Raw genomic sequence first — 24852 nt, 5'->3', positions numbered from 1 at the left:
CCCGCAGGCCCTGTGAGGGCCCTTGGCAGCTTCACGAGGGGAACCAGGCGGGAGCGCGTCCGTCGGAGCCGTCGTCGCCGTGATCGCTGTCAACACGCGTAAAAAGGGCGGGACCCCGGATGGTGATCCGGGGTCCCGCCCTTTGAACGCTGCCGACGCCTAAGGCGTACTACTGGCCGTCAGTTGTCATCCTCGTCGATGAGGAAACCACGCATCGGCGAGGGGGCCTGACCCATCGGCGACGGGCCCTGCGGCCGCACCGGCGCCATCGGCTGGGTCATCGCCGGGGACATCTGCTGCTGACCGCCGTAGGACGGAGCGGCCTGACCGGGAGCGCCCATGCCCGGGTTGCCGTAGGACGGGGCGCCCGCGCCGGCCGGAGCCATGGAAGGCGCCGGGGACGGCGGCAGGGAAGCCGTGGCCGGGGTGCGCGGCGGCGCGAGGGAGTCGTCGGCCTGGGTCTCCAGCTGACGCAGCTGGGACTCGAGGTACGACTTCAGACGCGTGCGGTACTCGCGCTCGAAGCCACGCAGGTCCTCGACCTTGCGCTCCAGCGTGGCGCGCGCGGACTCCAGGGAGCCCATCGCGACGCGGTGCTTCTCCTGCGCGTCCCGCTCCAGGGCGTCGGCCTTGGCACGCGCGTCGCGCTCGAGACCCTCGGCGCGGCTGCGGGCCTCACCGACGATCTTGTTGGCCTCGGAACGCGCCTCGGCGATCGCCTGGTCGGCGGTCTGCTGGGCCAGCGAGAGGACACGGGCGGCGCTGTCGCCACCGGGGCCCTGACCGGGGCCGCCCATCGGACCGCCCATGGGGCCGCCCATCTGCTGCTGCATCGGGTTCTGACCCATCTGCTGCTGCATGGGGTTCTGACCCATCTGCTGCTGCATCGGGTTCTGGCCCATCTGCTGCTGCATGGGGTTCTGGCCCATCGGACCCTGACCCATCGGGCCGGGACCCTGCGGACCACCCTGACCGCCGCCGGGACCGGCGGGCAGCTGCGGCGCACCGCTCGGCAGCTGGGGCGGGCCTCCCATGGGGCCACCCATCTGCTGCTGCGGCGGGCCCGATATGCCGGCGGGCACCGGAGCGCCCGGACCTCGCATGCCCTGCTGCGGCATGCCCTGCGGAGGCATCCCCTGCTGGGGCATCCCCTGCTGCTGCATGCCGCCCTGCTGCATGCCGCCCTGCTGCATGCCACCCTGCTGGGGCATGCCACCCTGCTGCTGGTCCTGTTCCGGCGGCTTGCGCATGTTCTGCTGGTTCTGGGCAGCAGCGCGCGTGGCCGCGGCGAGCTTGGCACGCAGGTCTTCGTTCTCACGAAGCAGGCGGGTCAGTTCGGCTTCGACCTCATCGAGGAAGGCATCGACCTCGTCCTCGTCATAGCCTTCTCGGAGGCGGACGGTCGTGAACTGCTTGTTCCGCACGTCCTCGGGGGTCAACGGCATCTCTTCACCTCAACGTAGTCGTCGGCATCGGCAAGACGGTAGTTCACATCGCTCACAGCCGGCTCACGATCGAGATCAGGATGTAGACGATGATCATCAGTACGAAGAAGGACAGGTCGAGCGCCACGCCCCCGAGACGCAACGGCGGGATTACCCGCCGCAGAAGCTTGAGCGGTGGATCGGTGACAGTGTAGGTGGCCTCGAGAACGACCACCATCGCCTTGCCGGGCTGCCATGAGCGGGCGAACTGGAAGACGTAGTCCATGACCAACCGGAAGATGAGCACGATGAGGAAGACCATCAGCGCGATGTAGACGACATCCAGGACCACGCTCATGTTCGGTGCTTCCCTCTCCCCTGCTCCGTGCTGTTCTGTACTGCTCTTCCGGTCTTGCGTCTCAGCTCTGGTTGAAGAACCCGCCCTCTGCGATGCGGGCCTTGTCCTCCGCCGTGACATCGACGTTAGCAGGCGACAACAGGAACACCTTCTGCGTCACCCGCTCGATGCTGCCGTGAAGACCAAACACCAAACCGGCCGCAAAGTCGACAAGTCGCTTCGCGTCCGTGTCGTCCATCTCGGTCAGATTCATGATCACCGGGGTGCCCTCACGGAAGTGTTCCCCGATGGTACGGGCCTCGTTGTAGGTCCGGGGGTGAAGCGTGGTGATCCGGTACGGCTCTCGTTCCGACACGACCTTGGGCATGATCACCGGTGCGTTCTTCTCCAGGGACTGACGTTCTTGTGTGATGGATGCCACGGGCGCGATGCGCGCCGGACGTCCGGATTCCGCGCCCAGCGAAGCGGATCGCGCCACCGGCTCACGCGGCGCGGGTGGCTGCACGATTCGCACCTCTTCATCCCTTTGGGACTGATGCGTACCGTGTGATTGGTGGGACGGCTCGTGTCGCCGGTGGTCCCGCTCGGGTTCCGGGTCCAGCTCGGGTTCGAAGTCGTCGTCGGGGTCGAAGCCCCGGCCGTCGTACCCATCGTCCTCCACGAGGCCGAGGTAGACCGCCATCTTGCGCATCGCGCCGGCCATTCTCTGAGTCCTCCGCTCTGTGGTGGATCGACTTTCGACTGCCAAGTCCCGCGATCCACGTGGCCCTTGTGTCCGCCTTTCGGCGGTAATGACCATATTTTCTGCTGTGGTCCGACTTCCTGGCGACGTTACCCGAGCCTGGCGCGGACTCCGAGTACCGCAGTGCCGACGCGTACATGTGTCGCTCCGGCCGCCACGGCCTCCTCGAGGTCCGCACTCATCCCTGCCGACACCATGTTCGCAGCAGGATGAGCCTGGCGCAGGTCAGTCGACAAATCCATCAACCGCCCGAAGGCCTCCCGTTGGCGACCGGCGTACTCCCCGGTCAGGGGTGCGACGGTCATCAGTCCGTCAAGTCGCAGCCCCGGCGAGCCGGCGACCAGACCCGCCAACTCCTCGACGCCGCCCGGCGCCACACCGCCCCGCTCACCCCGCTCGCTCGCCCCCGCGTCGAGGGCCACCTGAAGAAGGCAGCCCACCTCACGGCCGACCCGAACGGCTTCCTTCGACAGGGCCGTCACCAGCCTGGCCCGGTCGACGGACTGCACCACATCCGCGTAACCGACCACGGAGCGCACCTTGTTGGTCTGCAACTGGCCGACGAAATGCCAGCTCAGGGGCAGCTCGGCACACTCGGCCGCCTTGGGCGCCGCGTCCTGGTCCTTGTTCTCGGCGACATGGCGCACGCCGAGTTCCGACAGCAGCCGCACATCGCTCGCCGGGTAGGTCTTGGTGACCACGATCAGGGTCACCTCGTCGCGCTCACGGCCGACGGCCGCGCACGCGGCGGCGATGCGCTCCTCCACCTTCGCCAGGTTTGCGGCGAGTTCGTCCTTACGGTCCGTCATGCCCCATCAGTCCAACCAGACATATCCCGCGAGTCGCCCTGTGGAGCGATCGCGGCGATACGAGAAGTGATCCTTCGACTCCCGAGTGCACTCCGGCGACCGCTCCCGGTCGTGCACCCCGAGCCGGTCGAGCTGCGCGTGCACCCCGGCGGTCACGTCGACCGCGGGAGTTCCCCAGCTCGTCTCGGCGTGCGTCGCCGGCTCGACGGCGGCCACCTCGGCCCGCATCTCCTCCGGCACCTCGTAGCAGCGCCCGCACACGGCCGGCCCGGTGCGGGCGACGATCCGGGAGGGGTCGGCGCCGAGCGACTCCATCGCGTCGATCGCCGCGGGCACGATGCCCTTGACCATGCCGGGCCGCCCGGCGTGCGCGGCCCCGACCACCCCGGCTACGGGGTCGGCGAGCAGCACCGGCACGCAGTCCGCCGTCAGCACGGCGAGGGCGAGTCCACGGGCCGCGGTCACCAGACCGTCGACCGGCGGGATGAGCGGGGTGGTCCACGGTCCGTCGACCTCGGCGACGTCGTTGCCGTGCACCTGGTTCATCCAGACGACCCGGCCGGCGTCCAGGCCCAGCGACCTGGCGGCCAGCTCGCGGTTGGTGCGTACGGCGTCGGGGTCGTCGCCGACCGCTCCGCCGAGGTTGAGCTCCTCATACGGAGCGGCGCTCACCCCGCCCCACCGGTCGGTGAAGGCGAAGTGCGCGCCGCTCACGCTTTCGCGCTGTCCTATCACTTCAGGAAGTCCGGCACGTCCAGCTCCTCGGCCGCGCTGTCCGAGTAGGACCGCGACGGCGGTACCGGCGGGGCGACCGGGAGGTCGGCCACCGGCTCGGGCGCCGGCTCCGGCTCCTCCTTCGGGGTCACGCTACCGAGCGATCCGAAGGACGGACGGCTCTCGGCCTGCCGTACCGGAGTGGGCTCGTCACGGCGGGCCGAGGACGAGGACGAGCCCATGACGGTCTCCCGGCGGGCCGGGGGCTGCCCCCCGTCGAAGCCCGCCGCGATGACGGTGACCCGGACCTCGTCACCGAGGGCGTCGTCGATGACCGCGCCGAAGATGATGTTGGCCTCGGGGTGCGCGGCCTCGCTCACCAGCTGGGCGGCCTCGTTGATCTCGAACAGGCCGAGGTCGGAGCCGCCCGAGATGGAGAGCAGGACGCCCCGGGCGCCGTCGATGGAGGCCTCGAGGAGCGGCGAGGAGATCGCCATCTCGGCGGCGGCCACCGCGCGGTCGTCGCCACGGGCCGAACCGATGCCCATGAGGGCCGAACCGGCCTCGGACATGACCGACTTGACGTCGGCGAAGTCGAGGTTGATCAGACCGGGGGTGGTGATGAGGTCGGTGATGCCCTGTACACCGGAGAGCAGGACCTGGTCGGCCGACTTGAAGGCGTCGAGGACCGAGACCTGGCGGTCCGAGATGGACAGCAGCCGGTCGTTGGGGATGACGATGAGGGTGTCGACCTCTTCGCGGAGTTCGGCGATGCCGTCCTCGGCCTGGTTGGCGCGGCGCCTGCCCTCGAAGGTGAACGGGCGGGTGACCACGCCGATGGTGAGGGCGCCGAGGTTGCGTGCGATGTTGGCCACGACGGGTGCGCCGCCGGTGCCGGTGCCGCCGCCTTCGCCGGCCGTCACGAAGACCATGTCGGCCCCCTTGAGGACCTCCTCGATCTCCTCGCGGTGGTCCTCGGCGGCCTTGCGGCCGACAGCCGGGTTGGCGCCGGCGCCGAGTCCGCGCGTGAGTTCACGGCCGACGTCGAGCTTGACGTCGGCGTCGCTCATCAACAGCGCCTGCGCGTCGGTGTTGATGGCGATGAACTCGACGCCCTTGAGACCGACCTCGATCATCCGGTTGATGGCATTGACACCACCGCCGCCGACACCGATGACTTTGATGACTGCGAGGTAGTTCTGCGGTGCTGCCACGTCGAAGGCCTCTCGCCTCGAGTTACGTGTCGTCGCCTCACAGGTGATGTGATCCGACGACTGATGCCGAATGGGGCGGTCCGTTTCGCCGACCCGAACCCTAACGCTGAAGTTTAGGGTTACCAGTGTGTCTGTTCCTTGGAGTCTTCTGAACAGGACACTAAGTCGACAAGTGGCGCCCGTTCAACGAACACGCCGAACCTCCCGTTTTTCTTTTCACCCTATGTGATCAGCCGTGTCGCTGCCCAACCAGGGTGCTGGCCTGCGCGAATGTGCGTCAACTGCCCGCTGACGCAGGGGCGGTGGGAGCGCTGACATCGAAGTGCCGAGCTGCCGGGGCGGCTTTCATGAGAGCGGTGAGTGTACGGCCCTTCGCGGCGCTCTCGTCGGCGCTCCCCCACGCCACCGTGCGACCCCCGCTCAACCGCAGCGAGATGTCGTCGTAGGAACGGACCTTGACGACCCGGGTGGCCCGCGCGACGGGGGCCGGGAGGGAGCCGGCGGCCTTCACCGCCTCCCGGACCAGCCGGGCCTCGCCGAAGCGGCGCAGGCTCGCGGCGGCCGAACGCGACGAGGTGACGGCCATTTCGAGCAGCGGAACGCCTTTCGGGGCCTTGGAAACCGTGGCGAAACGGACACCTTCGTCGTCCACTTCCACGAAGTTCGACCCCTTTTGCACAAGCAGAACCGGCGTACGCTCTGTCACTTTCAGGCCGATTCCATGGGGCCAGGAACGCACCACGTCGACCGAGTCGATCCGGGGCAGTTTAGTCCGCAGCCGCGCCTCGATCGCGTCGGTGTCGACGGAGACCAACGGCGATCCGACCGGTACGGCGGCGGCTTCGCGCACCTGCTGCGGCGTCAGTACGCCGGTGCCGGACACGGAGACCCGCTCGACGCGCAGCCACTGCGAGCCGTACAACACCCAGCCGGTACCCGCACCGAGGAGCACGACGGCCAGCGCGAGAATGATGATCTTACGAAGTCGGCGCGGTCCCAACCACCGGACGAGGGGCGGGCCGGACGACTCCTGCTGACGTGCACCGCGCTCGACGGTGGCGGATCCGGCCACGCACACTTCCTTTCCTGGCTCGGTTCACCTCCGGGGCACCACATCCGGTGCCGAGAGGCCGGCCGTGCTCACCCCTTCGGGCCTGCGCACACTCGGCCTCTCAGCACCGACGCGCCCCTTCGGCTCACTCGCCGACGCGTTTCCTATCGGCGTGCACGGCTGGCGGCGATCGCCTCGTACACCAGGCCGACGAGCAGGTCGTCGGCGTCCCTGCGGCCGAACTCGCTGGCCGCGCGGGACATCTCGTACAGCCGGTGCGGGTCGGCGAGGACGGGCAGGACGGTCTCCCGGACCCACTCGGGGGTCAGTTCCGCGTCGTCGACCAGCAGTCCGCCACCCGCCTTGACCACCGGCTGGGCGTTCAGCCGCTGTTCGCCGTTGCCGATGGGCAGCGGGACATAGGCGGCCGGGAGCCCGACGGCGGAGAGTTCGGCGACGGTCATCGCGCCCGCGCGGCAGAGCATCATGTCCGCGGCGGCGTACGCGAGGTCCATCCGCTCCACGTACGGTACCGGGATATAGGGGGGCATTCCAGGCATCTGCTGCACATGCGGCAGTTCGTTCTTCGGGCCGACCGCGTGCAGGATCTGGATCCCGGCCTGCTGCAACCAGGGCGCGACCTGCTGGACGACCTCGTTGAGGCGGCGGGCGCCCTGCGAACCGCCGGAGACCAGGAGGGTCGGCAGGTTGGGGTCGAGGCCGAACATGTGCCGGGCCTCGGGGCGCGCTGCGGCGCGGTCCAGGGTGGCGATGGAGCGGCGCAGCGGGATGCCGATGTAGCGGGCGTCCCGGAGCTTGCTGTCGGGCGTGGAGACGGCGACCCGGGCCGCGTAGCGCGAGCCGATCTTGTTGGCCAGACCGGGGCGGGCGTTCGCCTCGTGGACGATGATCGGGACGCCGAGGCGCTTGGCGGCCAGGTAGCCGGGCAGGGCCACGTAACCGCCGAAGCCGACGATCGCGTCCGCCTTGGTGCGCTCCAGGATCTGCTCGGCGGCCTTGATCGTGCCGCGCAGCCTGCCCGGGACGGTGATCAGCTCAGGTGTGGGCTTGCGCGGCAGCGGCACGGCGGGGATCAGCGCGAGGTCGTAGCCCCGCTGCGGAACGAGCGTGGTCTCCAGGCCGCGCTCCGTACCGAGGGCTGTGATCCCCACAGTGGGGTCCTGCCTGCGCAGGGCGTCCGCGAGGGCCAGCGCGGGCTCGATGTGGCCGGCGGTCCCCCCACCAGCGAGTACGACATGCACCGAAATTCACCGCTCTCCGGACGAGCGCGCCGCCGAGGCACGCCGTCGCATCGTGTTCCATCTGCGGGGACTCCGGTCGAACGCGGAGCCCCCAGTCCCCCGCTTTCTACCAAAGCGGGGGTGCCGCATCGCAAGCGCCGCCCGCGCAGCGGGCTCGTCGCGTGCGAAGGCGATCAGCAGCCCGATGGCGAACATGGTCGGCAGCAGGGCGGAACCCCCGTAGGAGAACAGCGGGAGAGGGACACCGGCGATCGGCAGCAGGCCGAGCACCGCACCGATGTTGATCACCGCCTGAGCGGTGATCCAGGTGGTCACGCCTCCCGCGGCATACCTGACGAAGGGGTCCTCCGTGCGTCCGGCCACGCGGATACCCGCATAGCCTAGAGCCGCGAACAGGGCGAGGACCGACAGCGTCCCCGCGAGACCCAGTTCCTCCCCGGTGACGGCGAAGATGAAGTCGGTGTGCGCTTCGGGCAGTTGGCCCCATTTCTCCACACTCGCGCCGAGCCCCGAGCCGAAGATCCCGCCGGAGGCCAGGGCGTAGATCCCGTGCACGGCCTGCCAGCAGGCGTCGCCGGGGCCGGGATCGGTCGCGCCGATGCACTGCAACCGGGCCATCCGGTTCGGGCTGGTCTTGATGAGGATCACACCGAGGGTAACGGCGATCGACAGCACCCCGACGAAGAGCCGCGTGGGCGCCCCCGCCAGCCACAGCAGTCCGAACAGGATCGCCGTGAGGATGATCGCCGTGCCCATGTCGCCGCCGAGCATGATCAGCCCGAGCAGCATGAACGCGACCGGCACCAGCGGCACCAGCATGTGCTTCCACTGCGCGAGCAGATTCTTCTCCTGTTTGCGGGCGAGCAGATCGGCGCTCCACAGCACCAGCGCGAGCTTGCCGAACTCGCTGGGCTGGATCTGGAAGGAGCCGCCGAGCGAGATCCAGTTCTGGTTGCCGTTGACCGACATCCCTATGCCCGGCACCTGCACCAACACCATCATGAAGACGGCGCCCGCCAGGATCGGGTAGGCGAGCCCCCGGTGCAGTTTCACCGGCATCCGGGAGGCGACCAGCAGCAGCGCGGCCCCGATGGAGGCGGCCAGGAACTGTTTGCGGAAGAAGAACGATCCCGGCAACGACATCTGCAGCGCGGTGATCTGGGAGGCCGAGTAGACCATCACGAGGCCCAGCACGGTGATCAGCAGGCTGCCGCCGAAGATCAGGTAGTACGCGGTCAGCGGCCGGTCCCAGGCCTTGTGCACACGCGTGTAGAGCCGTCGTACGGGGTTGTCGCGGCGCGGGCGGGAGGCGTCGGCGGGTTTACGGACGGTCCGCTGGACGGGCGGACGCCCGGTACGGCTACCGGGCATCTGCCGCTCCACCGGGCATGGCGCAGCCGCTGTGATCGGCTGCCGCGACGTACGTCTGCCGTGACGGTCCCACGCGTCCCTCCCAAGGTCGCCCGGCAGGCGGCCGGGTCAGGCGCCGAGTTCGCTAACCGCCTGAGCGAACACGTCACCGCGCTGGTTGTAGTTGGTGAACATGTCCATGGAGGCGCAGGCCGGGGCGAGGAGCACCGTGTCGCCTTCGACGGCGAGGCGCCGGGCCTCCTGGACGGCCGCGAGCATCGCCCCAGTGTCCGTCCGGTCGAGGTCGACGACGGGTACTTCCGGGGCGTGTCGCGCCAGGGCTTCACGGATCAGGGCCCGGTCGGCGCCGATGAGCACCACCGCGCGAAGCCGCTTCGCCGACTTGGCGACCAGCTCGTCGAAGGTGGCTCCCTTCGCCAGTCCGCCGGCGATCCAGACGATCGACTCGTAGGCCGCCAACGAGGCCTGTGCCGCGTGTGTGTTGGTCGCCTTGGAGTCGTCGACGTACGCGACGCCGTCCACGTCCGCCACGTGGGCGATGCGGTGGGCGTCCGGGGTGAAGGCCCGCAGACCGTCCCGTACGGCCTTGGCGGGCACCCCGAACGCGCGCGCGAGGCCCGCCGCGGCAAGGGCGTTGGCGACGTTGTGCGGGGCCGGCGGGTTGACGTCGGAGACCTCGGCCAGCTCCTGCGCGTTCTTCTGCCGGTTCTCCACGAAGGCGCGGTCGACCAGGATGCCGTCCACGACGCCGAGTTGGGACGGTCCCGGGGCGCCGAGCGTGAAGCCGACGGCCCGGCAGCCCTCCTCGACGTCCGCCTCCCGCACCAGGTCCTCCGTGGACCTGTCGGCCACGTTGTAGACGCAGGCGACCTGATTGCCCTCGTAGACGCGCCCCTTGTCCTTGGCGTACGCCTCCATGGAGCCGTGCCAGTCGAGGTGGTCGGGCGCGAGGTTCAGGACTGCCGCCGAGTGGGCGCGCAGGGAGGGTGCCCAGTGCAGCTGGTAGCTGGAGAGCTCCACGGCGAGGACGTCGTACGGCTCCTCGCCGAGGACGACGTCCAGCAGGGAGACCCCGATGTTGCCGACGGCCGCCGTGCGCAGGCCGGCCGCCTTCAGAATCGACGCCAGCATCTGTGTGGTGGTCGTCTTGCCGTTGGTGCCGGTCACGCACAGCCAGGGCGCGGCCTTCCTGCCGTCCAGTTCCCTGAGCCGCCAGGCGAGTTCGACGTCGCCCCAGACCGGTACGCCGGCCTCGTGGGCGGCGGTGAAGAGCGGCTTGTCGGGCTTCCAGCCGGGTGCGGTGACGATGAGTTCGGTGCCCTCGGGCAGGGTCGCGCCGTCACCGAGGCGCACCGTGACGCCCAGCGCCTCCAACTCGGCGGCCTGCTCACGCGCGCGTGCGTCGTCGCCGTCGTTGACGACGGTGACCCTCGCGCCGAGCCCGTGCAGCACCCTGGCCGCCGGGATGCCGGAGACGCCGAGCCCGGCGACGGTGACGTTCTTCCCCTGCCAGTCGGTCACTTGTCCGCTGCCCATCCCGCGTAGAAGAGACCCAGTCCGACGATCACGCAGATGCCCTGGATGATCCAGAAACGGACCACCACAAGGACTTCGGACCAGCCCTTGAGTTCGAAGTGGTGCTGGAGTGGCGCCATGCGGAAGACGCGCTTTCCGGTGAGCTTGAAGGAGCCGACCTGGATGACCACCGACATCGTGATCAGCACGAACAGGCCGCCCAGGAGGGCGATCAGCAGCTCGGTGCGGGAGCAGATCGCCAGACCCGCGAGCACGCCGCCGAGCGCCAGTGAACCGGTGTCGCCCATGAAGATCTTGGCCGGTGAGGTGTTCCACCACAGGAAGCCCAGGCACGCGCCCATCAGGGCGGAGGCGATGACCGCGAGGTCCAGTGGATCGCGCACCTCGTAACAGGCGCTGGGGTTGGTCAGGGTCTCGCCGTTGGCGCAGGACTCCTGGAACTGCCAGACGCCGATGAACGTGTAGGCGCCGAAGACGAGGACGGAGGCGCCGGTGGCGAGGCCGTCCAGACCGTCCGTCAGGTTCACGCCGTTGGACATCGCGAGGATCATGAACAGCGCCCAGACGACGAACAGCACGGGGCCGATCGTCCAGCCGAAGTCCGTGATGAACGACAGCTTCGTGGAGGCCGGGGTGTTGCCGCGCGAGTCGGAGAACTGGAGCGAGAGCACCGCGAAGGTGATACCGACGATCAGCTGGCCGGCCATTTTCGCCTTCGCCCGCAGACCCAGCGAACGCCGCTTGACGATCTTGATGTAGTCGTCGAGGAAGCCGACCAGGCCCATGCCGCACATCAGGCCCAGCACCAGCAGACCGGTGTAGGTCGGCGGCTTGCCGGTGATCACCTTGGACAGGAAGTACGCGGCGATCGTCGCGAAGATGAAGGCGATGCCGCCCATGGTCGGCGTACCGCGCTTGCTGGCGTGCTCGCGCGGGCCGTCGTCGCGGATGTACTGGCCGTAGCCCTTGCGCGCCAGCAGCTTGATGAGCAGCGGCGTACCGACCAGCGTCAGGAAGAGGCCGATCACACCCGCGAACAGGATCTGATTCATCATCGGGCGGCGACCTCACCCTCGGTGCCGGTCGCGAGCAGCGCCTGCGCGACACTCTCGAGGCCGACCGAACGGGACGCCTTCACGAGCACGACGTCCCCCGGGCGCAACTCGCTGCGCAACAGGTCGACCGCCGCCTGTGCGTCGGACACGTGCACCGACTCCTCACCCCACGAACCCTCGTTATATGCGCCCAGTTGCAGCCAGGCGGCTTCCCTGCCCCCGACCGCGACGAGCTTGCCGACATTGAGCCGGACGGCGAGCCGTCCGACCGCGTCGTGCTCGGCGAGCGCCTCGTCCCCGAGCTCGGCCATCTTGCCGAGCACCGCCCAGGTCCGCCGCCCCTTGCCCATGGCCGCGAGCGCGCGCAGGGCGGCTCGCATGGACTCGGGGTTCGCGTTGTAGGCGTCGTTGACGATCGTCACGCCGTCCGGGCGCTCGGTGACCTCCATCCGCCAGTGGGAGAGGGAGCCCGCCTCGGAGAGCGCGGTGGCGATCTCTTCCGCGGACATGCCCAGCTCATGGGCGACGGCGGCCGCTGCGAGCGCGTTCGACACGTGGTGCTCACCGTACAGGCGCATGGTCACGTCACTGCACCCGGAGGGTGTGTGAAGGCTGAAGGCGGGCTGTCCGCTGTCCGTGAGTCGCACGTTCTCGGCCCGAACGTCCGCTTCGCCGGACTCTCCGAAAAAGACCACCTTCGCCTTCGTACGGGAGGCCATGGCCCGTACCAACGGGTCGTCGGCGTTGAGGATCGCGGCGCCGCCCGCACTGGCCGGGGGCAGACTCTCTACGAGCTCGCCCTTTGCCTGTGCGATCTGTTCGCGGCCGCCGAACTCGCCGATGTGGGCGGTGCCGACGTTGAGGACGAGGCCGATCTTCGGGGGCGTCAGATCGGCGAGGTAGCGGATGTGACCGATCCCGCGGGCGCCCATCTCGAGCACGAGGAACTTCGTCTCCCCGGTCGCCGACAGGGCCGTCAGCGGCAGCCCGATCTCGTTGTTGAGCGAGCCCGGCGTGAAGACGGTGGGCGCCCTGCGCCGCAGGACCTGCGCGATGAGGTCCTTGGTGCTGGTCTTGCCGGCCGAGCCGGTGAGCGCGACGAGGGTCGCGCCGAGCTTGTGCACCACGTGCCGGGCCAGTGCGCCCAGCGCCGTCTGGACGTCGTCCACGACGATCGCGGGGACGCCGACGGGGCGTGCGGCCAGTACGGCCACCGCACCCGCCCCGACGACCTGGGCCGCGTAGTCGTGGCCGTCCACGCGTTCGCCGACGAAGGCGACGAAGAGGGCGCCGGGCACCACTTCACGTGAGTCCCGGACGACCGGTCCGGTGACTTCCACGGAAGGATCCGGTATGTCGTGCGTCTGCCCGCCGACGACTGCTGCGATCTCGGCGAGGGAGAGGGCGATCACAAGTTCATCCCTGGGTCTGCTGGATAGCTTCGCGAAGCACCTGGCGGTCGTCGAACGGACGGACCACCCCGGCGATGTCCTGGCCCTGCTCATGGCCCTTGCCCGCGACCAGCACGGTGTCCCCGGCGTGCGCGCGGGCGACGACCGCGGCGATCGCGGCGGCCCGCTCCTCGAACAGCAGGATCTCGCCGCGCTCGTGCGCGGGCACGGACGCCGCGCCCTCGAGCATGGTCGCGAGGATCGCGAGGGGGTCCTCGGAGCGGGGGTTGTCGGAGGTCAGTACGGCGGTGTCGGCCAGCCGTGCGACGGCGGCGCCCATCGGGGCGCGCTTGGTGCGGTCCCGGTCGCCGCCGCAGCCGAGAACGACGTGCAGCCGGCCCTTGGTGACCTTGCGCAGCGCCCTGAGGACCGACTCGACGGCGTCCGTCTTGTGGGCGTAGTCGACGACCGCGAGGTAGGGCTGCCCGGCGTCCACGCGCTCCAGCCGGCCCGGCACGCCCGGCACCGCGGCGACGCCGTCGGCGGCGGTCCGCGGGTCGATGCCGGCGACGGCCAGGGAGACGATCGCGGCGAGGGTGTTCGCCACGTTGAAGGAGCCCGGCAGCGGCGACCTGGCGGCGACCCGCACGCCGTCCGGACCCACGACGGTGAAGGTCGAGTCCATCGGACCGGCCTCGACGTCGACCGCCCGCCAGTCGGCGTCCGGGTGCCCCTCGGCGGAGAACGTGACGACGGGGACCTCCGCCTCCTGGATCAGCCGGCGGCCGTACTCGTCGTCGAAGTTGACCACGCCGAGTTTGCTGCGTTTCCGGGTGAACAGCTGCGCCTTGGCCTGGAAGTAGTCCTCCATGCCGGAGTGGAACTCCATGTGTTCCGGGCTGAGGTTGTTGAAGACGGCAACGTCGAAGACGCAGCCGTCGACCCGGCCGAGGACCAGGGCGTGGCTGGAAACCTCCATGGTGACCGCCTCGACACCGCGCTCGCGCATCACGGCGAACAGCGCCTGGAGGTCGGTGGCTTCGGGGGTGGTGCGCTCGGACTTGATGCGCTCGTCACCGATGCGCGTCTCGACGGTGCCGATGAGCCCGGTGGAGCGGACCGTCCTGAGGCCGCCCTCGACGAGATAGGCGGTGGTCGTCTTGCCGGAGGTGCCGGTGATCCCGATCTGGAGCAGGCCGCGGCCGGGGCGCCCGTAGATCGTCGCCGCCAGTTCGCCCATCCGCCCGCGCGGGTCGTCGGCCACCAGGACCGGCAGGCCGGTCGCGGCGGCGCGCTCGGCACCGGTGGGGTCGGTCAGGACGGCGACCGCGCCCAGGCCCGCGGCCTGCGTGACGAAGTCGGCGCCGTGCAGACGGGCGCCCGGGAGGGCGGCGTACAGATCGCCGGGGCGGACCGCGCGTGAGTCGTGGGTGATGCCCGTGACCTCGGCGGCGGCGCTCTCCGGCTGCTCGGTCCCCAGCTGATCGGCGAGCTCCACGAGGGGTGTGGCGGAGACTCGGGCCGGTCGCGGCGGTCCCGGATATGTCACGGAAGCGCCCTTCTGGGTGGTGTGGGACTGATCAGCGTGTGGCACGGCGGTGAGCGTACCGGGCACACCCGCCTGCGGGCGAAGCGAGGGCGGGGAGGCGGGCGACGTCGTGGACGGCGCATGGTTCCCGGGGTCGGGAGTGATCATGGTCACGGGCTGGTTCCTGGCTTGTTCGGCGCTGAACAGTGACGGGTCGGAGGGTCGGGGGCGGGCGGGTGCCGGGGAGTCGCGGGAGGGTCAGGGAGTGAAGGCGACCGGGAGGTTCGCGGCCTTCGCGCCGGTCGGTGGGACCTGGAGGGTCTTCAGGGCGAACTCCATGACCTGCTTGAAGACGGGACCGCAGATCTGGCCGCCGAAGTAGCTGCCCTGGGTGGCGTTCTGGATGGCGCAGTACACGGTGACCCGGGGGTTGTCGGCGGGCGCGAACCCGGCGAACGACGAGGTGTAGCCCTTGTAGGTGCCGGTGGCCGGATCTACGCGGTTGGCGGTACCGGTCTTGCCCGCGACGCGGTAGCCGGGGATGCGCGCCTTGGCGCCCGTGCCCTCCTGGTCGTCCACGACCGACTCCAGCATCTGGGCGAGGGCCTTCGCCGTCTTCTGGCTGACGACCCGGGTCTTCGCGGGAGCCCCGGCGGGGGTGAAGCGTCCGTCCGGTCCCTTGGTACCGCGCACCAGGGTGGGCTCGACGCGGACCCCGCCGTTGGCGATCGTCGAGTACACGGAGGCCGCCTGGAGCGCGTTCAGGGACATGCCCTGGCCGAAGGGGATCGTGTACTGCTGCGAGGTCGACCACTTGCCGGGCTGGGCCAGGATGCCGCTCGTCTCGCCGGGGAAGCCGAGTCCGGTCTGGCTGCCGATACCGAACTTGCGCAGGTACGAGTAGAGGACCCGGTTGGCCTCGGCCTGTGTCCTGCCGAGCTGGCCGGTGGCCAGGATGGTGCCGATGTTGCTGGACTTGGCGAGCACGCCGTTGAGCGTGAGGTACCAGGTGGCGTGGTCGATGTCGTCCTGGAAGAGCCGGTCGCCACGGTGCAGCCGGTTGGGCACGGTGACATGCGTCAGCGGTGTGGCGGCGTTCTCCTCCAGCACGGCAGCCATCGACATGACCTTGGCCGTGGAGCCGGGCTCGTAGGCGTCCTGGACGGACGCGTTGCCCATGTCCGCGGAGCGGGCCTGCGAGAGGTCGCCCGGGTCGAAGCCCGGCGAGTTCGCCATGGCGAGGATCTCGCCGGTGCGGTTGTCCTGGACGATGACGTAGCCGCGGTCCGCCCGGGACTCCTTCACCTGGTCGGTGATGGCGTTCTGCGCGGCCCACTGGATGTCGCGGTCGATCGTCAGCTCGACGTCGGAGCCGGGCACCGCGGGGGTCTCGGTGGACCCCACGGTGGGCACCTGGCGGCCGCCGGACTGGGCGTAGCGGATCTTGCCGTCCTTGCCGGACAGGGTCGTGTTCAGCTGCTGCTCGACACCTCCGCCGCCCTTGCCGTCGGCGTTGACCCAGCCCAGTATCCCGGCGGCGAGGTTCCCGTTGGGGTACACGCGCTTGCTGCTCGGGACGGAGAAGACGCCGGCGAGGACGTTGACGGTGGAGCTGTCCGTCTCCGCCTTGGCGGACAGGGCGGACCTCAGGTCCTTGATCTGCTTCCAGACCTGCGGGGTCTGCCGGCCGGCGAGTCTGACGTAGCGCAGGCTCGCGTCCTTGGGCCGCAGCTTCCTGACGAGCGCCGACTGCTCCTGGCCGAGGATCGGCGCGAGGAGCGCGGCCGCCTGTTCGGGGCCGTCGTCGACCTTCAGCTGCCCGCGGGTGAACATCGTGGGGTCGGCCGTGATGTCGTAGGCGTCCACGCTGGTCGCGAAGGCCACGCCGGTGCGGTCGGTGATCTCGCCGCGTTCGGCGGTCAGCACCTGGCCGACGAACCGGTTCTGTTCGGCCTTGGCGGCGTAGGTGCTCGCGTCGACGGCCTGTACCTGGAGGAGCCGGACGACGAAGGCGATCAGCACCAGGGCCAGCGCGAGCCCGACCATCCGCAGACGGGGACGCGGGCTGCCGAGCCGGAGGGCGGGCGGGGCGGGGCGTGCGGCGGGTGCGGTGGGGCGGCGGGCGGGACGGGCGCCGGGGCCCGGGCGCCGCTGGGCGGACGCGGGGCGGGAGGGCCGGGCGGGGCCGGGTACGCGCCGGCGCGGCGGTTCCCTGTCGGACACTTCCGTCACCTGCCGGGGGTCTCGGGGATGGCTTCGGTCGGGGCGGCACTCGGGGCCGGGGGCTCGCTCGGCCCGGTGAGGGTGCTCGGCGTGGGTGTCGCGGGGGACGGCGGCGCCTCGATCGTCCGGGAGAGCGAGACCGCCTCCGGCGGGCGGACTGCGGCGGGGACGTCCCCCAGCGACCGCTGGGCGGCGGCCGAGGGAACGCCCTTCACGGTGCCGTCGGGGTTCAGGAAGGCCGGGTCTCCGCCCGGGACCATGCCGAGTTCGCGCGCGCGGCGCTGGAGGGCGTCGGGAGCGGAGTACGAGTCGATGTCCCGCTGGAGCGCCTGCTGCTCGTCGGTGAGGCTCTTGGTGTCCTTCTGGAGGTCGTCCATCTTGAACGAGCCCTCGCTGAGCGCGGAGTTCAGCACGAGCAGTCCGATCAGACCGCCGCCCAGGAGGAGGACGACGAGGAGGACGAACGGCGTGCGGGCCGCCTGCCGCGGGCCGGCCGGGAAAAGCCGCGCGAGCCGGGCGGCCCTCCCTTTCAGTTCGGGTTTCCTACTCACACGCCCTCCCCGGGTCGCAATTCCGAACCCTCGGCTCACGCCCGTCATTCGATGGACTCCCTGATTCGCTCGGCCCCGCGCAGGCGCGCCGGGGCGGCGCGCCGGTTCTCGGCGACCTCTTCCTCGGTGGGAAGTTCGGCACCGCGGGTGAGCAGCTTGAGCCGGGGCTGGTAACGCTCGGGGACGACCGGCAGTCCGTGCGGCGCCGTGTTGGCGGCACCGGCCGCGAACACCTGCTTGACGAGCCGGTCTTCGAGCGAGTGGTACGACAGGACGGCGATCCGCCCGCCGACGTCGATCGTCTGCACGGCGGCCGGGATCGCCCGTTCCAGGACGGAGAGTTCGCCGTTGACCTCGATGCGCAGCGCCTGGAAGGTGCGCTTGGCGGGGTTGCCCCCGGTGCGCTTGGCGGCCTGGGGAAGCGCGTTACGGATCAGTTCCACCAGCCGGGCGCTGTTGGTGAACGGCTCCGTGTCCCGCTCGCGCACGACCGCGGAGACGATCCGCTTGGCCTGTTTCTCCTCGCCGTACGCCCGCAGGATCCGCACGAGTTCACCGGGCGGGTACGTGTTGAGGACCTCGGCGGCGCTGACGCCGGTCGTCTGGTCCATCCGCATGTCGAGCGGGGCGTCCTGGGCGTAGGCGAAGCCGCGGTCGGCCTCGTCGAGTTGCATGGAGGAGACGCCGAGGTCGAACAGAACGCCCTGCACGCGCGCGATGCCGAGCCGGTCCAGTACCTCGGGGAGCTCGTCGTAGACCGCGTGCACGAGGGTGGCGCGCTCACCGAACGGGGCGAGGCGCTCACCGGACAGGCGCAGCGCCTCCTTGTCACGGTCGAGGGCGATCAGCCGGGCCTCGGGGAACCGGGTCAGGAGGGCCTCGCTGTGGCCGCCGAGGCCGAGTGTGCAGTCGACCACCACCGATCCCGGCCGCTGCAGGGCGGGGGCCAACAGGTCCAGGCACCGCTGGAGCATCACCGGGACGTGTCGACTGTGGCTCAAGGGGCCCTCTCAGGTGCGGCGGGTGTACGCACCGCCGGGTCCCCGCCCCCTATAAGAAGGGAAGGCCTGCCGGCGCCGCGGGGAGATCTCCGGCGGCCGGGGCCGGGGTCTCACGGGTTCAGTCCAGCAGGGAGATCGTCGCCTCCCGCTTCGCGTCACTTTAGTCCACGCCGTCTCGCGGTCAATCAACCGGCCTGCGCGGCGCGGCCCGGCCGGATCACCCGCCCTCCACTTCTGTGGCTTACCTCACAAAGGGCACGTGATGACACTCTTTTTCCGGTCCCACAGCAGGACCGGAAGGGGTGTGACCAGTACCGTCATAGGTATGACGACTTCTGCATCGGTTCCCGCACGGCCCGAAGGCGCCATAACCGACGGCACCGTCACCGATCGCCTCATCGAGGCGAACGAGCGGTACGCGGACGCCTTCACCGATCCCGGTATGGACGCCCGCCCCGTTCTGCGCGTGGCGGTCGTGGCCTGCATGGACGCCCGTCTCGACCTGCACGCGGCGCTCGGCCTCGAGCTCGGCGACTGCCACACGATCCGCAACGCCGGCGGTGTGGTCACCGACGACGTGATCCGCTCCCTCACCATCAGCCAGCGCAAGCTGGGTACGCGCAGCATCGTCCTCATCCACCACACCGGCTGCGGTCTGGAGGCGATCACCGAGGACTTCCGCACCGAGCTGGAGATGGAGGTCGGCCAGCGTCCGGCCTGGGCCGTGGAGGCCTTCCGGGACGTCGACCAGGACGTACGGCAGTCGATGCAGCGGGTGCGCACCTCACCGTTCCTGGTGCACGCCGACGACGTGCGCGGGTTCGTCTTCGACGTGAAGACCGGCCTGCTGCGCGAGATCGACCCCGCGTAATCGCCTCCGGGATTTTGTGCGACCGTTCACGGGCGCCGTCGTTCACCTTCGTTCGCTGTCGTTCGCTGTCGTTTAGCTGTTGATTTCGGCACCCTGGGTGCCCAAATGGCCATAACGCCGACATATCACGGGCTGTTGTCCACAGGCGAGTGACACGAATCGGTAACGGCGGCAAGAATGCGGGTGTGACGTCACGCTGAGCAGTTCGCGGACGGCGTCCGTGATTCGGGGTGGGCCGTTTGCCGCACGGAGCGTCGGCCCGGAGAAAGTTTGGGCCGAGGAGGGCCGGGTGACGACCTATGACGAGCGAGCGAGCCTCACAGATCTGACCGCCACTGTGGAGCGTGTCCGCAGTTCGGTGGAGGGAGTGATCGAGGGCAAGCCCGAGGTCGTACGGCTTTCGCTGACCGTGCTCCTCGCCGAGGGGCATCTGCTGATCGAGGACGTTCCGGGCGTCGGCAAGACGATGCTCGCCAAGGCGCTGGCGAAGTCCATCGACTGCTCGGTGCGCCGTATCCAGTTCACGCCCGACCTGCTGCCCTCGGACATCACCGGTGTGTCCATCTGGGACCAGCAGCGCCGGGAGTTCGAGTTCAAGCCGGGCGCGATCTTCTCGCAGATCGTGATCGGCGACGAGATCAACCGCGCCTCGCCCAAGACGCAGTCGGCGCTCCTGGAGTCGCTGGAGGAGCGCCAGGTCACCGTCGACGGGACGACGTACGAGCTGCCCAGCCCGTTCATGGTGGTCGCCACGCAGAACCCGGTCGAGATGGAGGGCACCTACCCGCTGCCCGAGGCCCAGCGCGACCGGTTCATGGCCCGTGTCTCCATCGGTTACCCGAGCCCGGAGGCCGAGCTCCAGATGCTCGACGTCCACGGCGGGGTCAGCCCTCTGGACGACCTCCAGCCGGTCGCGCACGCCCACGAGATCGTGAAGCTGATCGACGCCGTCCGCGGTGTCCACGTCGCCGACTCGGTCCGGCGTTACGCGGTCGACCTGGTCTCCGCCACCCGCAACCACCCCGACCTCAGACTCGGCGCCTCCCCGCGCGCGACGCTGCACCTGGTGCGCGCGGCCAAGGCGACCGCCGCGCTCAGCGGCCGGGACTACGCGCTGCCGGACGACGTGCAGAACCTCGCCGTGGCCGTGCTGGCCCACCGTCTGCTGCCCACCGCGCAGGCGCAGCTGAACCGCCGCACGGCGGAGCAGGTGGTCGAGGAGATCATCCAGCGCACCTCGGTGCCCGCGACCCCCCAGCAGCACGGGTACGGGCTGGGCCACGGCACACAGGCGTACGGCCAGCAGCAGCCGCGGAGGCTGTGATGGCCGGCGGCGGGACCGGGCAGCCGTCGACGGGCCGTGGGGAGCAGGGCGAGAAGGGCGGCGCACGCACGGCCCTGGCCGGTCTGACCACCCGCGGCCGCTCCTTCCTGGCCGCCGGCATCGCGGCGGCCGTCTGCGCCTATGTGCTCGGACAGCCCGACCTGCTGCGGGTCGGGCTGCTGCTGGCCGCGCTACCGCTGATCTGCGCGGCCGTCGTCTACCGCACCCGCTACCGGGTCGCGGGCAGCCGTCGGCTCTCTCCCGCGCGCGTGCCCGCCGGCAGCGAGGCCCGCGTCCACCTGCGGATGGACAACGTCTCGCGGCTGCCCACCGGCCTGCTGATGCTCCAGGACCGGGTGCCGTACGTGCTCGGCCCGCGCCCCCGGTTCGTCCTTGACCGGGTGGAGGCGGGCGGCCGCCGCGAGGTGTCCTACCGGGTCCGCTCAGACCTGCGCGGCCGCTACCCGCTGGGTCCGCTCCAGCTGCGCCTGAGCGATCCGTTCGGCATGTGCGAACTGACCAGGGCCTTCTCCAGCTACGACACCCTTACGGTGATCCCGCGTGTGGAGCCGCTGCCCCCGGTCCGCCTCAGCGGCGAGGCCAAGGGGTACGGCGACGGACGGCAGCGCTCACTGGCGCTGGCCGGCGAGGACGACGTGATCCCGCGCGGCTACCGCTACGGCGACGACCTGCGCCGGGTGCACTGGCGCCTGACCGCGCGCTACGGCGAGCTGATGGTGCGCCGCGAGGAGCAGCCCCAGCGCTCCCGCTGCACGGTACTGCTGGACACCCGGGGCCCGGCCTACCGGGGCGCGGGCCCCGACTCCGCCTTCGAATGGGCGGTCTCGGGCGCCGCGTCGGTGCTGGTGCACATGCTGGAGCGGGGCTTCTCGGTACGGCTGCTGACGGACACGGGCGACTCCGTGCCCGGTGAGGGCGCCGACGGCTTCGCCGGCCCGAGCCAGGAGTCGGCTGACGCGGCCGGTCTGATGATGGACACCCTGGCGGTGGTCGACCACTCCGACGGCACGGGCCTGTCCCGGTCCTACGACGTGCTGCGCGGCGGCAACGAGGGGCTGCTGGTGGCCTTCTTCGGCGATCTCGACGAGGAGCAGGCGGCGGTGGCCGCGAAGATGCGCCAGCGCAGTGGGGGCGCGGTCGCCTTCCTGCTGGACGCGGACAGCTGGGTGCGTGAACCGAACGGCGTGCCCGGTCCGATGAACAGGCAGGAGGAGCGGCTGCGGATGCTGCGCGAGGCGGGCTGGACGGCCCTGAGCGTGCCGCGGGGCGCTTCGCTGAGCGAGCTGTGGCGCCAGGCGGACCGTGAGCGGACGGGCGTGATGACGGCGAGCGGGACGAGCGGCTGGGAGGGCAGGTCATGAGCGGGCGGGCTCGACTGACGCTGTGCTCGGCCGCGGCGACGCTGATGGCCTCGTGCGCCCTGCTGCCGCTCGTCACCCCGGCGACATGGCTCCTCCAGGCGGCGTTCCTGCTGGCGATCCAGTCCGGGGTGGGCGCGGCGACCCGGCGGGTGCCGCTGGCCCGGCCGCTGACCGTGGCGGCCCAGACCCTGGTCACGCTGGTGCTGCTGACCCTGCTCTTCGCCCGGGAGCAGGCCCTCGCCGGTCTGGTTCCCGGCCCGGAGGCCTTCCGGCACTTCGGTGATCTGCTCCAGACCGGCGCCGACGACGTGGGGCGCTACGCGATACCGGCCCCGCTGTCCGACGGCATCCGGCTGATGGTGATCGGCAGCGTGCTGGTGATCGCCCTGGCCGTGGACACCCTCGCGGTGACCTACCGCAACGCGGCCCCGGCCGGCTTGCCGCTGCTGGCGCTGTACTCGGTCGCCGCGGGCCTGTCCACCGGGGCGACCGACTGGCTGTGGTTCCTGGTCGCCGCGGCCGGCTATCTGATGCTGCTGCTCGCCGAAGGCCGGGAACGGCTCTCGCAGTGGGGCCGGGTCTTCGGCGGGGGGTCGCGCGCCCCGGGCGGGCCACCCGGCCCGGTGGCCCCCATGCGCACCGGCCGGCGCATCGGCATGGCCGCGCTGGGCGTCGCCCTCGTGGTGCCGCTGCTGCCGCTGCCCGCGATACAGGGCGGCCTGCTGGACGGGACGGGTACCGGCGTGGGCGCGGGCAACGGCAGCGGGGGCACGATCTCCGCGGTCAACCCGCTGGTCTCGCTGCGCGACAGCCTGAACGTGGACGAGGACCGCACGGTCCTGACCCTGCGTACCAACACCACCAACATCTCGGACATGTATCTGCGGATCGTGTCGCTCGACGACTTCGACGGCACGACGTGGAAGCCGGCCAAGCGTCACATCATCGCCGTACCTGACGAGCTCCCCTCGCCCACCGGTCTGGGCCCGGGCATCAAGCGCACGGAGATCACGACCCGGGTCGCGGCCGCCGCCGGGTACGCGCAGGACTGGCTGCCGATGCCCTACCCGCCCAGTGACGTGCAGATCAAGGGCAACTGGCGGTACGAGCCGGTCGGCATGACGCTGGTCGGCGACCACGGCCAGAACACCAGCGGCAAGACCTACCAGGTGAAGAGCCTCGATGTGCAGCCGACGTCGGAGCAGCTGGCCTCGGCATCCGAGGCGCCGAGCTCCGTGAAGAGCACCTACACCAAGGTCCCGGACTCTCTCCCGCCGGTCGTGGCGCAGCGGGCCCGGGAGATCACCAAGGGCGCCACGAGCGACTACCAGAAGGCGGTCGAGCTCCAGGACTACTTCGCGGTGACGGGCGGCTTCGAGTACGACACCGAGGTCGAGGTCGGCAGCGGCTCCAACGCGATCGCCCGTTTCCTGCGGGACAAGCACGGCTTCTGCGTCCACTTCTCGTTCGCGATGGCCGCGATGGCCCGCACGCTGGGCATACCGGCACGGGTCGCGGTGGGCTTCGCGCCGGGTACGCCGCAGGCGGACGGTTCGGTGGCGGTCGGGCTGAAGGACGCGCACGCCTGGCCGGAGCTGTACTTCGAGGGCGTCGGCTGGACCCGTTTCGAGCCGACCCCGACGCGGGGCTCGACGCCCACGTACACGCTGCCGGACACCTCGGGCGAGGCCGTCCCCGACCTGCCGCAGGCCTCCCGCTCGGCGGACGCGGCGCCTTCCGCCCAGCCCTCGGCGAGCACCAGCTGCTCGGCCCAGGACAAGAAACTCGAGGGCTGCGCCCAAGCGCTGCCCCTGGACCAGGCGCAGCAGGACGGCGGCGGTCCCCGCTGGTACGCGATCGCGGGATGGACACTGCTGGGAGCGGCGGCACTCGCCGTACCGCTGCTGCCGATGCTGTGGCGGCTGAGACGGCGTTCGGTGCGGCTGGCGTCCGCCCAGCACTCCTCGTCCCCGCCGGCCGGGGCGCCCCCGGGCCGGAGCAAGGACGGCGCCGACGGTCGGCAGCCTGCCGACGCCGGTCCGGGAGTGCTCCTGGACGTGCCGCCGCCGGAGGCCGGTGAGGCCGCCGCCGGACATGTGCTGGCGGTGTGGCGCGAGCTGACCGACACGGCCTGGGACTACGGCATCGAGCCGAACGAGGCGCTGACCCCGCGGGCGGCTGCCGCGCGGATCGTCCGGATCGCGGAGCTGGACGGGACAGTCGGCCGGTCGGTGCACCGGGTCGCGGGCGCCGTGGAGCAGGTGCTGTTCGCCCCGGAACCGAGGGCCGAGGCGGGGCTGGCCGATGACGTCCGCAAGGTGCGGGCGGCGCTGCGGGAGCGGGTCGGCTGGACCACACGCGTGCGTGCCGTCGTGGCGCCGCGTTCGGCGATCCGCGCGATCTGGGGCCTGTCCGACCGCTGGACGGCGCTCAAGGCGTCCGGGAGGGCCCGTCTGACGACGCTCGCGCGCCGCCCGTCCGGCCACCAGCAGAGCGGCTGAGACCAGAGCCGAGCCGGCCCGTGCGGGGCCCCGTGGCAGGGCCCGAGCAGGCCCTGCCACGGGCGAACCCCGCACGGGCCGAGCACGGGCCGCGTAGGAGCCGCACCGTCCGCGCAAGTCCCAGCAGGGCCACGCACCGGCCGCGCAAGTCCCAGCACGGGCCACGCACCGGCCGAGCAGGAGCAGGTCCGGGCACGGCCGCGCGTCGGCCGGTGCGCGCTCGCACGGGCAGCGCACGTCCGGGAACCGATCACACGCCGACCGCGCAGGTCCGGGCACGAATCACACACCGGCCGAGCAGATCCGGGCCGACCGAGCAGATCCCGGCACCAGCCACACACCCCCACGCAAGCCGCACCAACCGCGCGGGTTCGGGCACGGATCACACACCGGCCGAGCAGGCCTGGCGTGAGCCACGCGTCGGCCGCGCAGGTTCGGGCACGGTCGGGCACGGATCGCGCACCGGCCGGTGTGGGTCCTCACCGGCCGGTGGACGAGGGCGGGGCGGGGCCGACGTCGAGGGGCGGCCACCCGGCTGGGTGGC

The 24852-nt window shown here is 70.8% G+C and carries 20 protein-coding genes; 4 read left to right on the top strand and 16 right to left on the bottom strand.

Features of this window, described 5'->3' with window-relative positions; translation table 11 throughout:
* Positions 1 to 179: 179 nt before the first annotated feature.
* From ACFWBB_RS28650 to rsmH, 16 genes are all read right to left on the bottom strand, one after another.
* The gene (locus ACFWBB_RS28650) at positions 180 to 1445 is read right to left on the bottom strand and encodes a DivIVA domain-containing protein (protein WP_385278072.1); all 1266 of its coding nucleotides are present in this window, start codon (positions 1443 to 1445) and stop codon (positions 180 to 182) included.
* Between the two features lie 52 nt (positions 1446 to 1497).
* Positions 1498 to 1782: a YggT family protein gene (locus tag ACFWBB_RS28645; protein ID WP_020129925.1), complete on the bottom strand. Its 285-nt coding sequence runs from the start codon at positions 1780 to 1782 to the stop codon at positions 1498 to 1500.
* Positions 1783 to 1843: 61 nt separating this feature from the next.
* Entirely contained in the window at positions 1844 to 2485 is a 642-nt protein-coding gene (locus tag ACFWBB_RS28640) for a cell division protein SepF (RefSeq protein ID WP_062647419.1), read from the bottom strand.
* A 128-nt stretch (positions 2486 to 2613) separates the two neighbouring features.
* Positions 2614 to 3333, bottom strand: a complete 720-nt coding sequence (locus ACFWBB_RS28635; RefSeq protein WP_385278069.1) for a YggS family pyridoxal phosphate-dependent enzyme — start codon at positions 3331 to 3333, stop codon at positions 2614 to 2616.
* A gap of 6 nt (positions 3334 to 3339) precedes the next feature.
* Positions 3340 to 4068, bottom strand: coding sequence for a peptidoglycan editing factor PgeF (gene pgeF, locus ACFWBB_RS28630; RefSeq protein WP_385278067.1), 729 nt, complete (start codon positions 4066 to 4068; stop codon positions 3340 to 3342).
* Positions 4065 to 5261, bottom strand: a complete 1197-nt coding sequence (ftsZ, locus tag ACFWBB_RS28625; RefSeq protein ID WP_385278065.1) for a cell division protein FtsZ — start codon at positions 5259 to 5261, stop codon at positions 4065 to 4067. Before ftsZ ends, pgeF begins: the two co-directional genes overlap by 4 nt.
* A 277-nt stretch (positions 5262 to 5538) precedes the next feature.
* A complete protein-coding gene (locus ACFWBB_RS28620) occupies positions 5539 to 6333 on the bottom strand; it encodes a cell division protein FtsQ/DivIB (protein WP_385278063.1) in 795 nt (264 codons plus the stop codon).
* Positions 6334 to 6476: 143 nt separating this feature from the next.
* Entirely contained in the window at positions 6477 to 7574 is a 1098-nt protein-coding gene (gene murG, locus ACFWBB_RS28615) for an undecaprenyldiphospho-muramoylpentapeptide beta-N-acetylglucosaminyltransferase (protein ID WP_385278061.1), read from the bottom strand.
* 6 nt (positions 7575 to 7580) lie between these two features.
* The gene (gene ftsW / locus ACFWBB_RS28610; protein WP_385278059.1) at positions 7581 to 8945 is read right to left on the bottom strand and encodes a putative lipid II flippase FtsW; all 1365 of its coding nucleotides are present in this window, start codon (positions 8943 to 8945) and stop codon (positions 7581 to 7583) included.
* A 108-nt stretch (positions 8946 to 9053) separates the two neighbouring features.
* On the bottom strand, positions 9054 to 10481 hold the full coding sequence (murD, locus tag ACFWBB_RS28605; RefSeq protein ID WP_385278057.1) for a UDP-N-acetylmuramoyl-L-alanine--D-glutamate ligase: 1428 nt from the start codon (positions 10479 to 10481) through the stop codon (positions 9054 to 9056).
* Positions 10463 to 11536 carry a phospho-N-acetylmuramoyl-pentapeptide-transferase gene (gene mraY, locus ACFWBB_RS28600; protein ID WP_356251263.1) on the bottom strand — a complete coding sequence of 358 codons (1074 nt, stop codon included), beginning with the start codon at positions 11534 to 11536 and terminating at the stop codon, positions 10463 to 10465. Before mraY ends, murD begins: the two co-directional genes overlap by 19 nt.
* Positions 11533 to 12948, bottom strand: coding sequence for a UDP-N-acetylmuramoyl-tripeptide--D-alanyl-D-alanine ligase (gene murF, locus ACFWBB_RS28595; RefSeq protein WP_385278054.1), 1416 nt, complete (start codon positions 12946 to 12948; stop codon positions 11533 to 11535). The genes mraY and murF overlap by 4 nt, the downstream gene beginning before the upstream one ends.
* A gap of 4 nt (positions 12949 to 12952) precedes the next feature.
* Positions 12953 to 14629 carry a UDP-N-acetylmuramoyl-L-alanyl-D-glutamate--2,6-diaminopimelate ligase gene (locus tag ACFWBB_RS28590; protein WP_385278052.1) on the bottom strand — a complete coding sequence of 559 codons (1677 nt, stop codon included), beginning with the start codon at positions 14627 to 14629 and terminating at the stop codon, positions 12953 to 12955.
* Positions 14630 to 14713: 84 nt separating this feature from the next.
* Positions 14714 to 16678, bottom strand: coding sequence for a peptidoglycan D,D-transpeptidase FtsI family protein (locus ACFWBB_RS28585; protein ID WP_385278050.1), 1965 nt, complete (start codon positions 16676 to 16678; stop codon positions 14714 to 14716).
* Between the two features lie 5 nt (positions 16679 to 16683).
* Complete coding sequence (locus tag ACFWBB_RS28580; protein WP_385278048.1) at positions 16684 to 17229, bottom strand: septum formation initiator family protein; 546 nt, start codon at positions 17227 to 17229, stop codon at positions 16684 to 16686.
* A 44-nt stretch (positions 17230 to 17273) separates the two neighbouring features.
* Positions 17274 to 18230: a 16S rRNA (cytosine(1402)-N(4))-methyltransferase RsmH gene (gene rsmH / locus ACFWBB_RS28575; protein WP_385278046.1), complete on the bottom strand. Its 957-nt coding sequence runs from the start codon at positions 18228 to 18230 to the stop codon at positions 17274 to 17276.
* Between the two features lie 262 nt (positions 18231 to 18492).
* On the opposite strand from rsmH, the gene ACFWBB_RS28570 reads away from it, so the two are divergent.
* The 4 genes from ACFWBB_RS28570 (at position 18493) to ACFWBB_RS28555 (ending at position 24308) form a co-directional block, all read left to right on the top strand.
* Positions 18493 to 19101 (top strand): beta-class carbonic anhydrase, encoded by a 609-nt coding sequence (locus tag ACFWBB_RS28570; RefSeq protein WP_385278044.1) that lies wholly within the window; start codon positions 18493 to 18495, stop codon positions 19099 to 19101.
* 289 nt (positions 19102 to 19390) lie between these two features.
* Positions 19391 to 20425, top strand: a complete 1035-nt coding sequence (locus ACFWBB_RS28565) for an AAA family ATPase (protein ID WP_385278042.1) — start codon at positions 19391 to 19393, stop codon at positions 20423 to 20425.
* On the top strand, positions 20425 to 21807 hold the full coding sequence (locus ACFWBB_RS28560; protein ID WP_385278040.1) for a DUF58 domain-containing protein: 1383 nt from the start codon (positions 20425 to 20427) through the stop codon (positions 21805 to 21807). The genes ACFWBB_RS28565 and ACFWBB_RS28560 overlap by 1 nt, the downstream gene beginning before the upstream one ends.
* Positions 21804 to 24308 carry a transglutaminaseTgpA domain-containing protein gene (locus tag ACFWBB_RS28555; RefSeq protein WP_385278038.1) on the top strand — a complete coding sequence of 835 codons (2505 nt, stop codon included), beginning with the start codon at positions 21804 to 21806 and terminating at the stop codon, positions 24306 to 24308. The genes ACFWBB_RS28560 and ACFWBB_RS28555 overlap by 4 nt, the downstream gene beginning before the upstream one ends.
* Positions 24309 to 24852: the final 544 nt, after the last annotated feature.

It is taken from the genome of Streptomyces sp. NPDC060000 (assembly GCF_042737375.1).
Taxonomy (GTDB): Bacteria; Actinomycetota; Actinomycetes; order Streptomycetales; family Streptomycetaceae; genus Streptomyces.
The sequence above is the reverse complement of the archived record's forward strand: the minus strand, read 5'-3'. Positions and strand labels throughout refer to the sequence as shown.

What these genes read in the sequence shown, in the direction of transcription:
- ACFWBB_RS28645 (WP_020129925.1), bottom strand. Translation starts at nt 1,782, where the DNA reads ATGAGCGTGGTCCTGGATGTCGTCTACATCGCGCTGATGGTCTTCCTC.
- ACFWBB_RS28650 (WP_385278072.1), bottom strand. Translation starts at nt 1,445, where the DNA reads ATGCCGTTGACCCCCGAGGACGTGCGGAACAAGCAGTTCACGACCGTC.
- ACFWBB_RS28570 (WP_385278044.1), top strand. Translation starts at nt 18,493, where the DNA reads ATGACACTCTTTTTCCGGTCCCACAGCAGGACCGGAAGGGGTGTGACC.
- ACFWBB_RS28635 (WP_385278069.1), bottom strand. Translation starts at nt 3,333, where the DNA reads ATGACGGACCGTAAGGACGAACTCGCCGCAAACCTGGCGAAGGTGGAG.
- ACFWBB_RS28555 (WP_385278038.1), top strand. Translation starts at nt 21,804, where the DNA reads ATGAGCGGGCGGGCTCGACTGACGCTGTGCTCGGCCGCGGCGACGCTG.
- ftsW (WP_385278059.1), bottom strand. Translation starts at nt 8,945, where the DNA reads ATGCCCGGTAGCCGTACCGGGCGTCCGCCCGTCCAGCGGACCGTCCGT.
- murD (WP_385278057.1), bottom strand. Translation starts at nt 10,481, where the DNA reads ATGGGCAGCGGACAAGTGACCGACTGGCAGGGGAAGAACGTCACCGTC.
- ACFWBB_RS28640 (WP_062647419.1), bottom strand. Translation starts at nt 2,485, where the DNA reads ATGGCCGGCGCGATGCGCAAGATGGCGGTCTACCTCGGCCTCGTGGAG.
- ACFWBB_RS28560 (WP_385278040.1), top strand. Translation starts at nt 20,425, where the DNA reads ATGGCCGGCGGCGGGACCGGGCAGCCGTCGACGGGCCGTGGGGAGCAG.
- mraY (WP_356251263.1), bottom strand. Translation starts at nt 11,536, where the DNA reads ATGATGAATCAGATCCTGTTCGCGGGTGTGATCGGCCTCTTCCTGACG.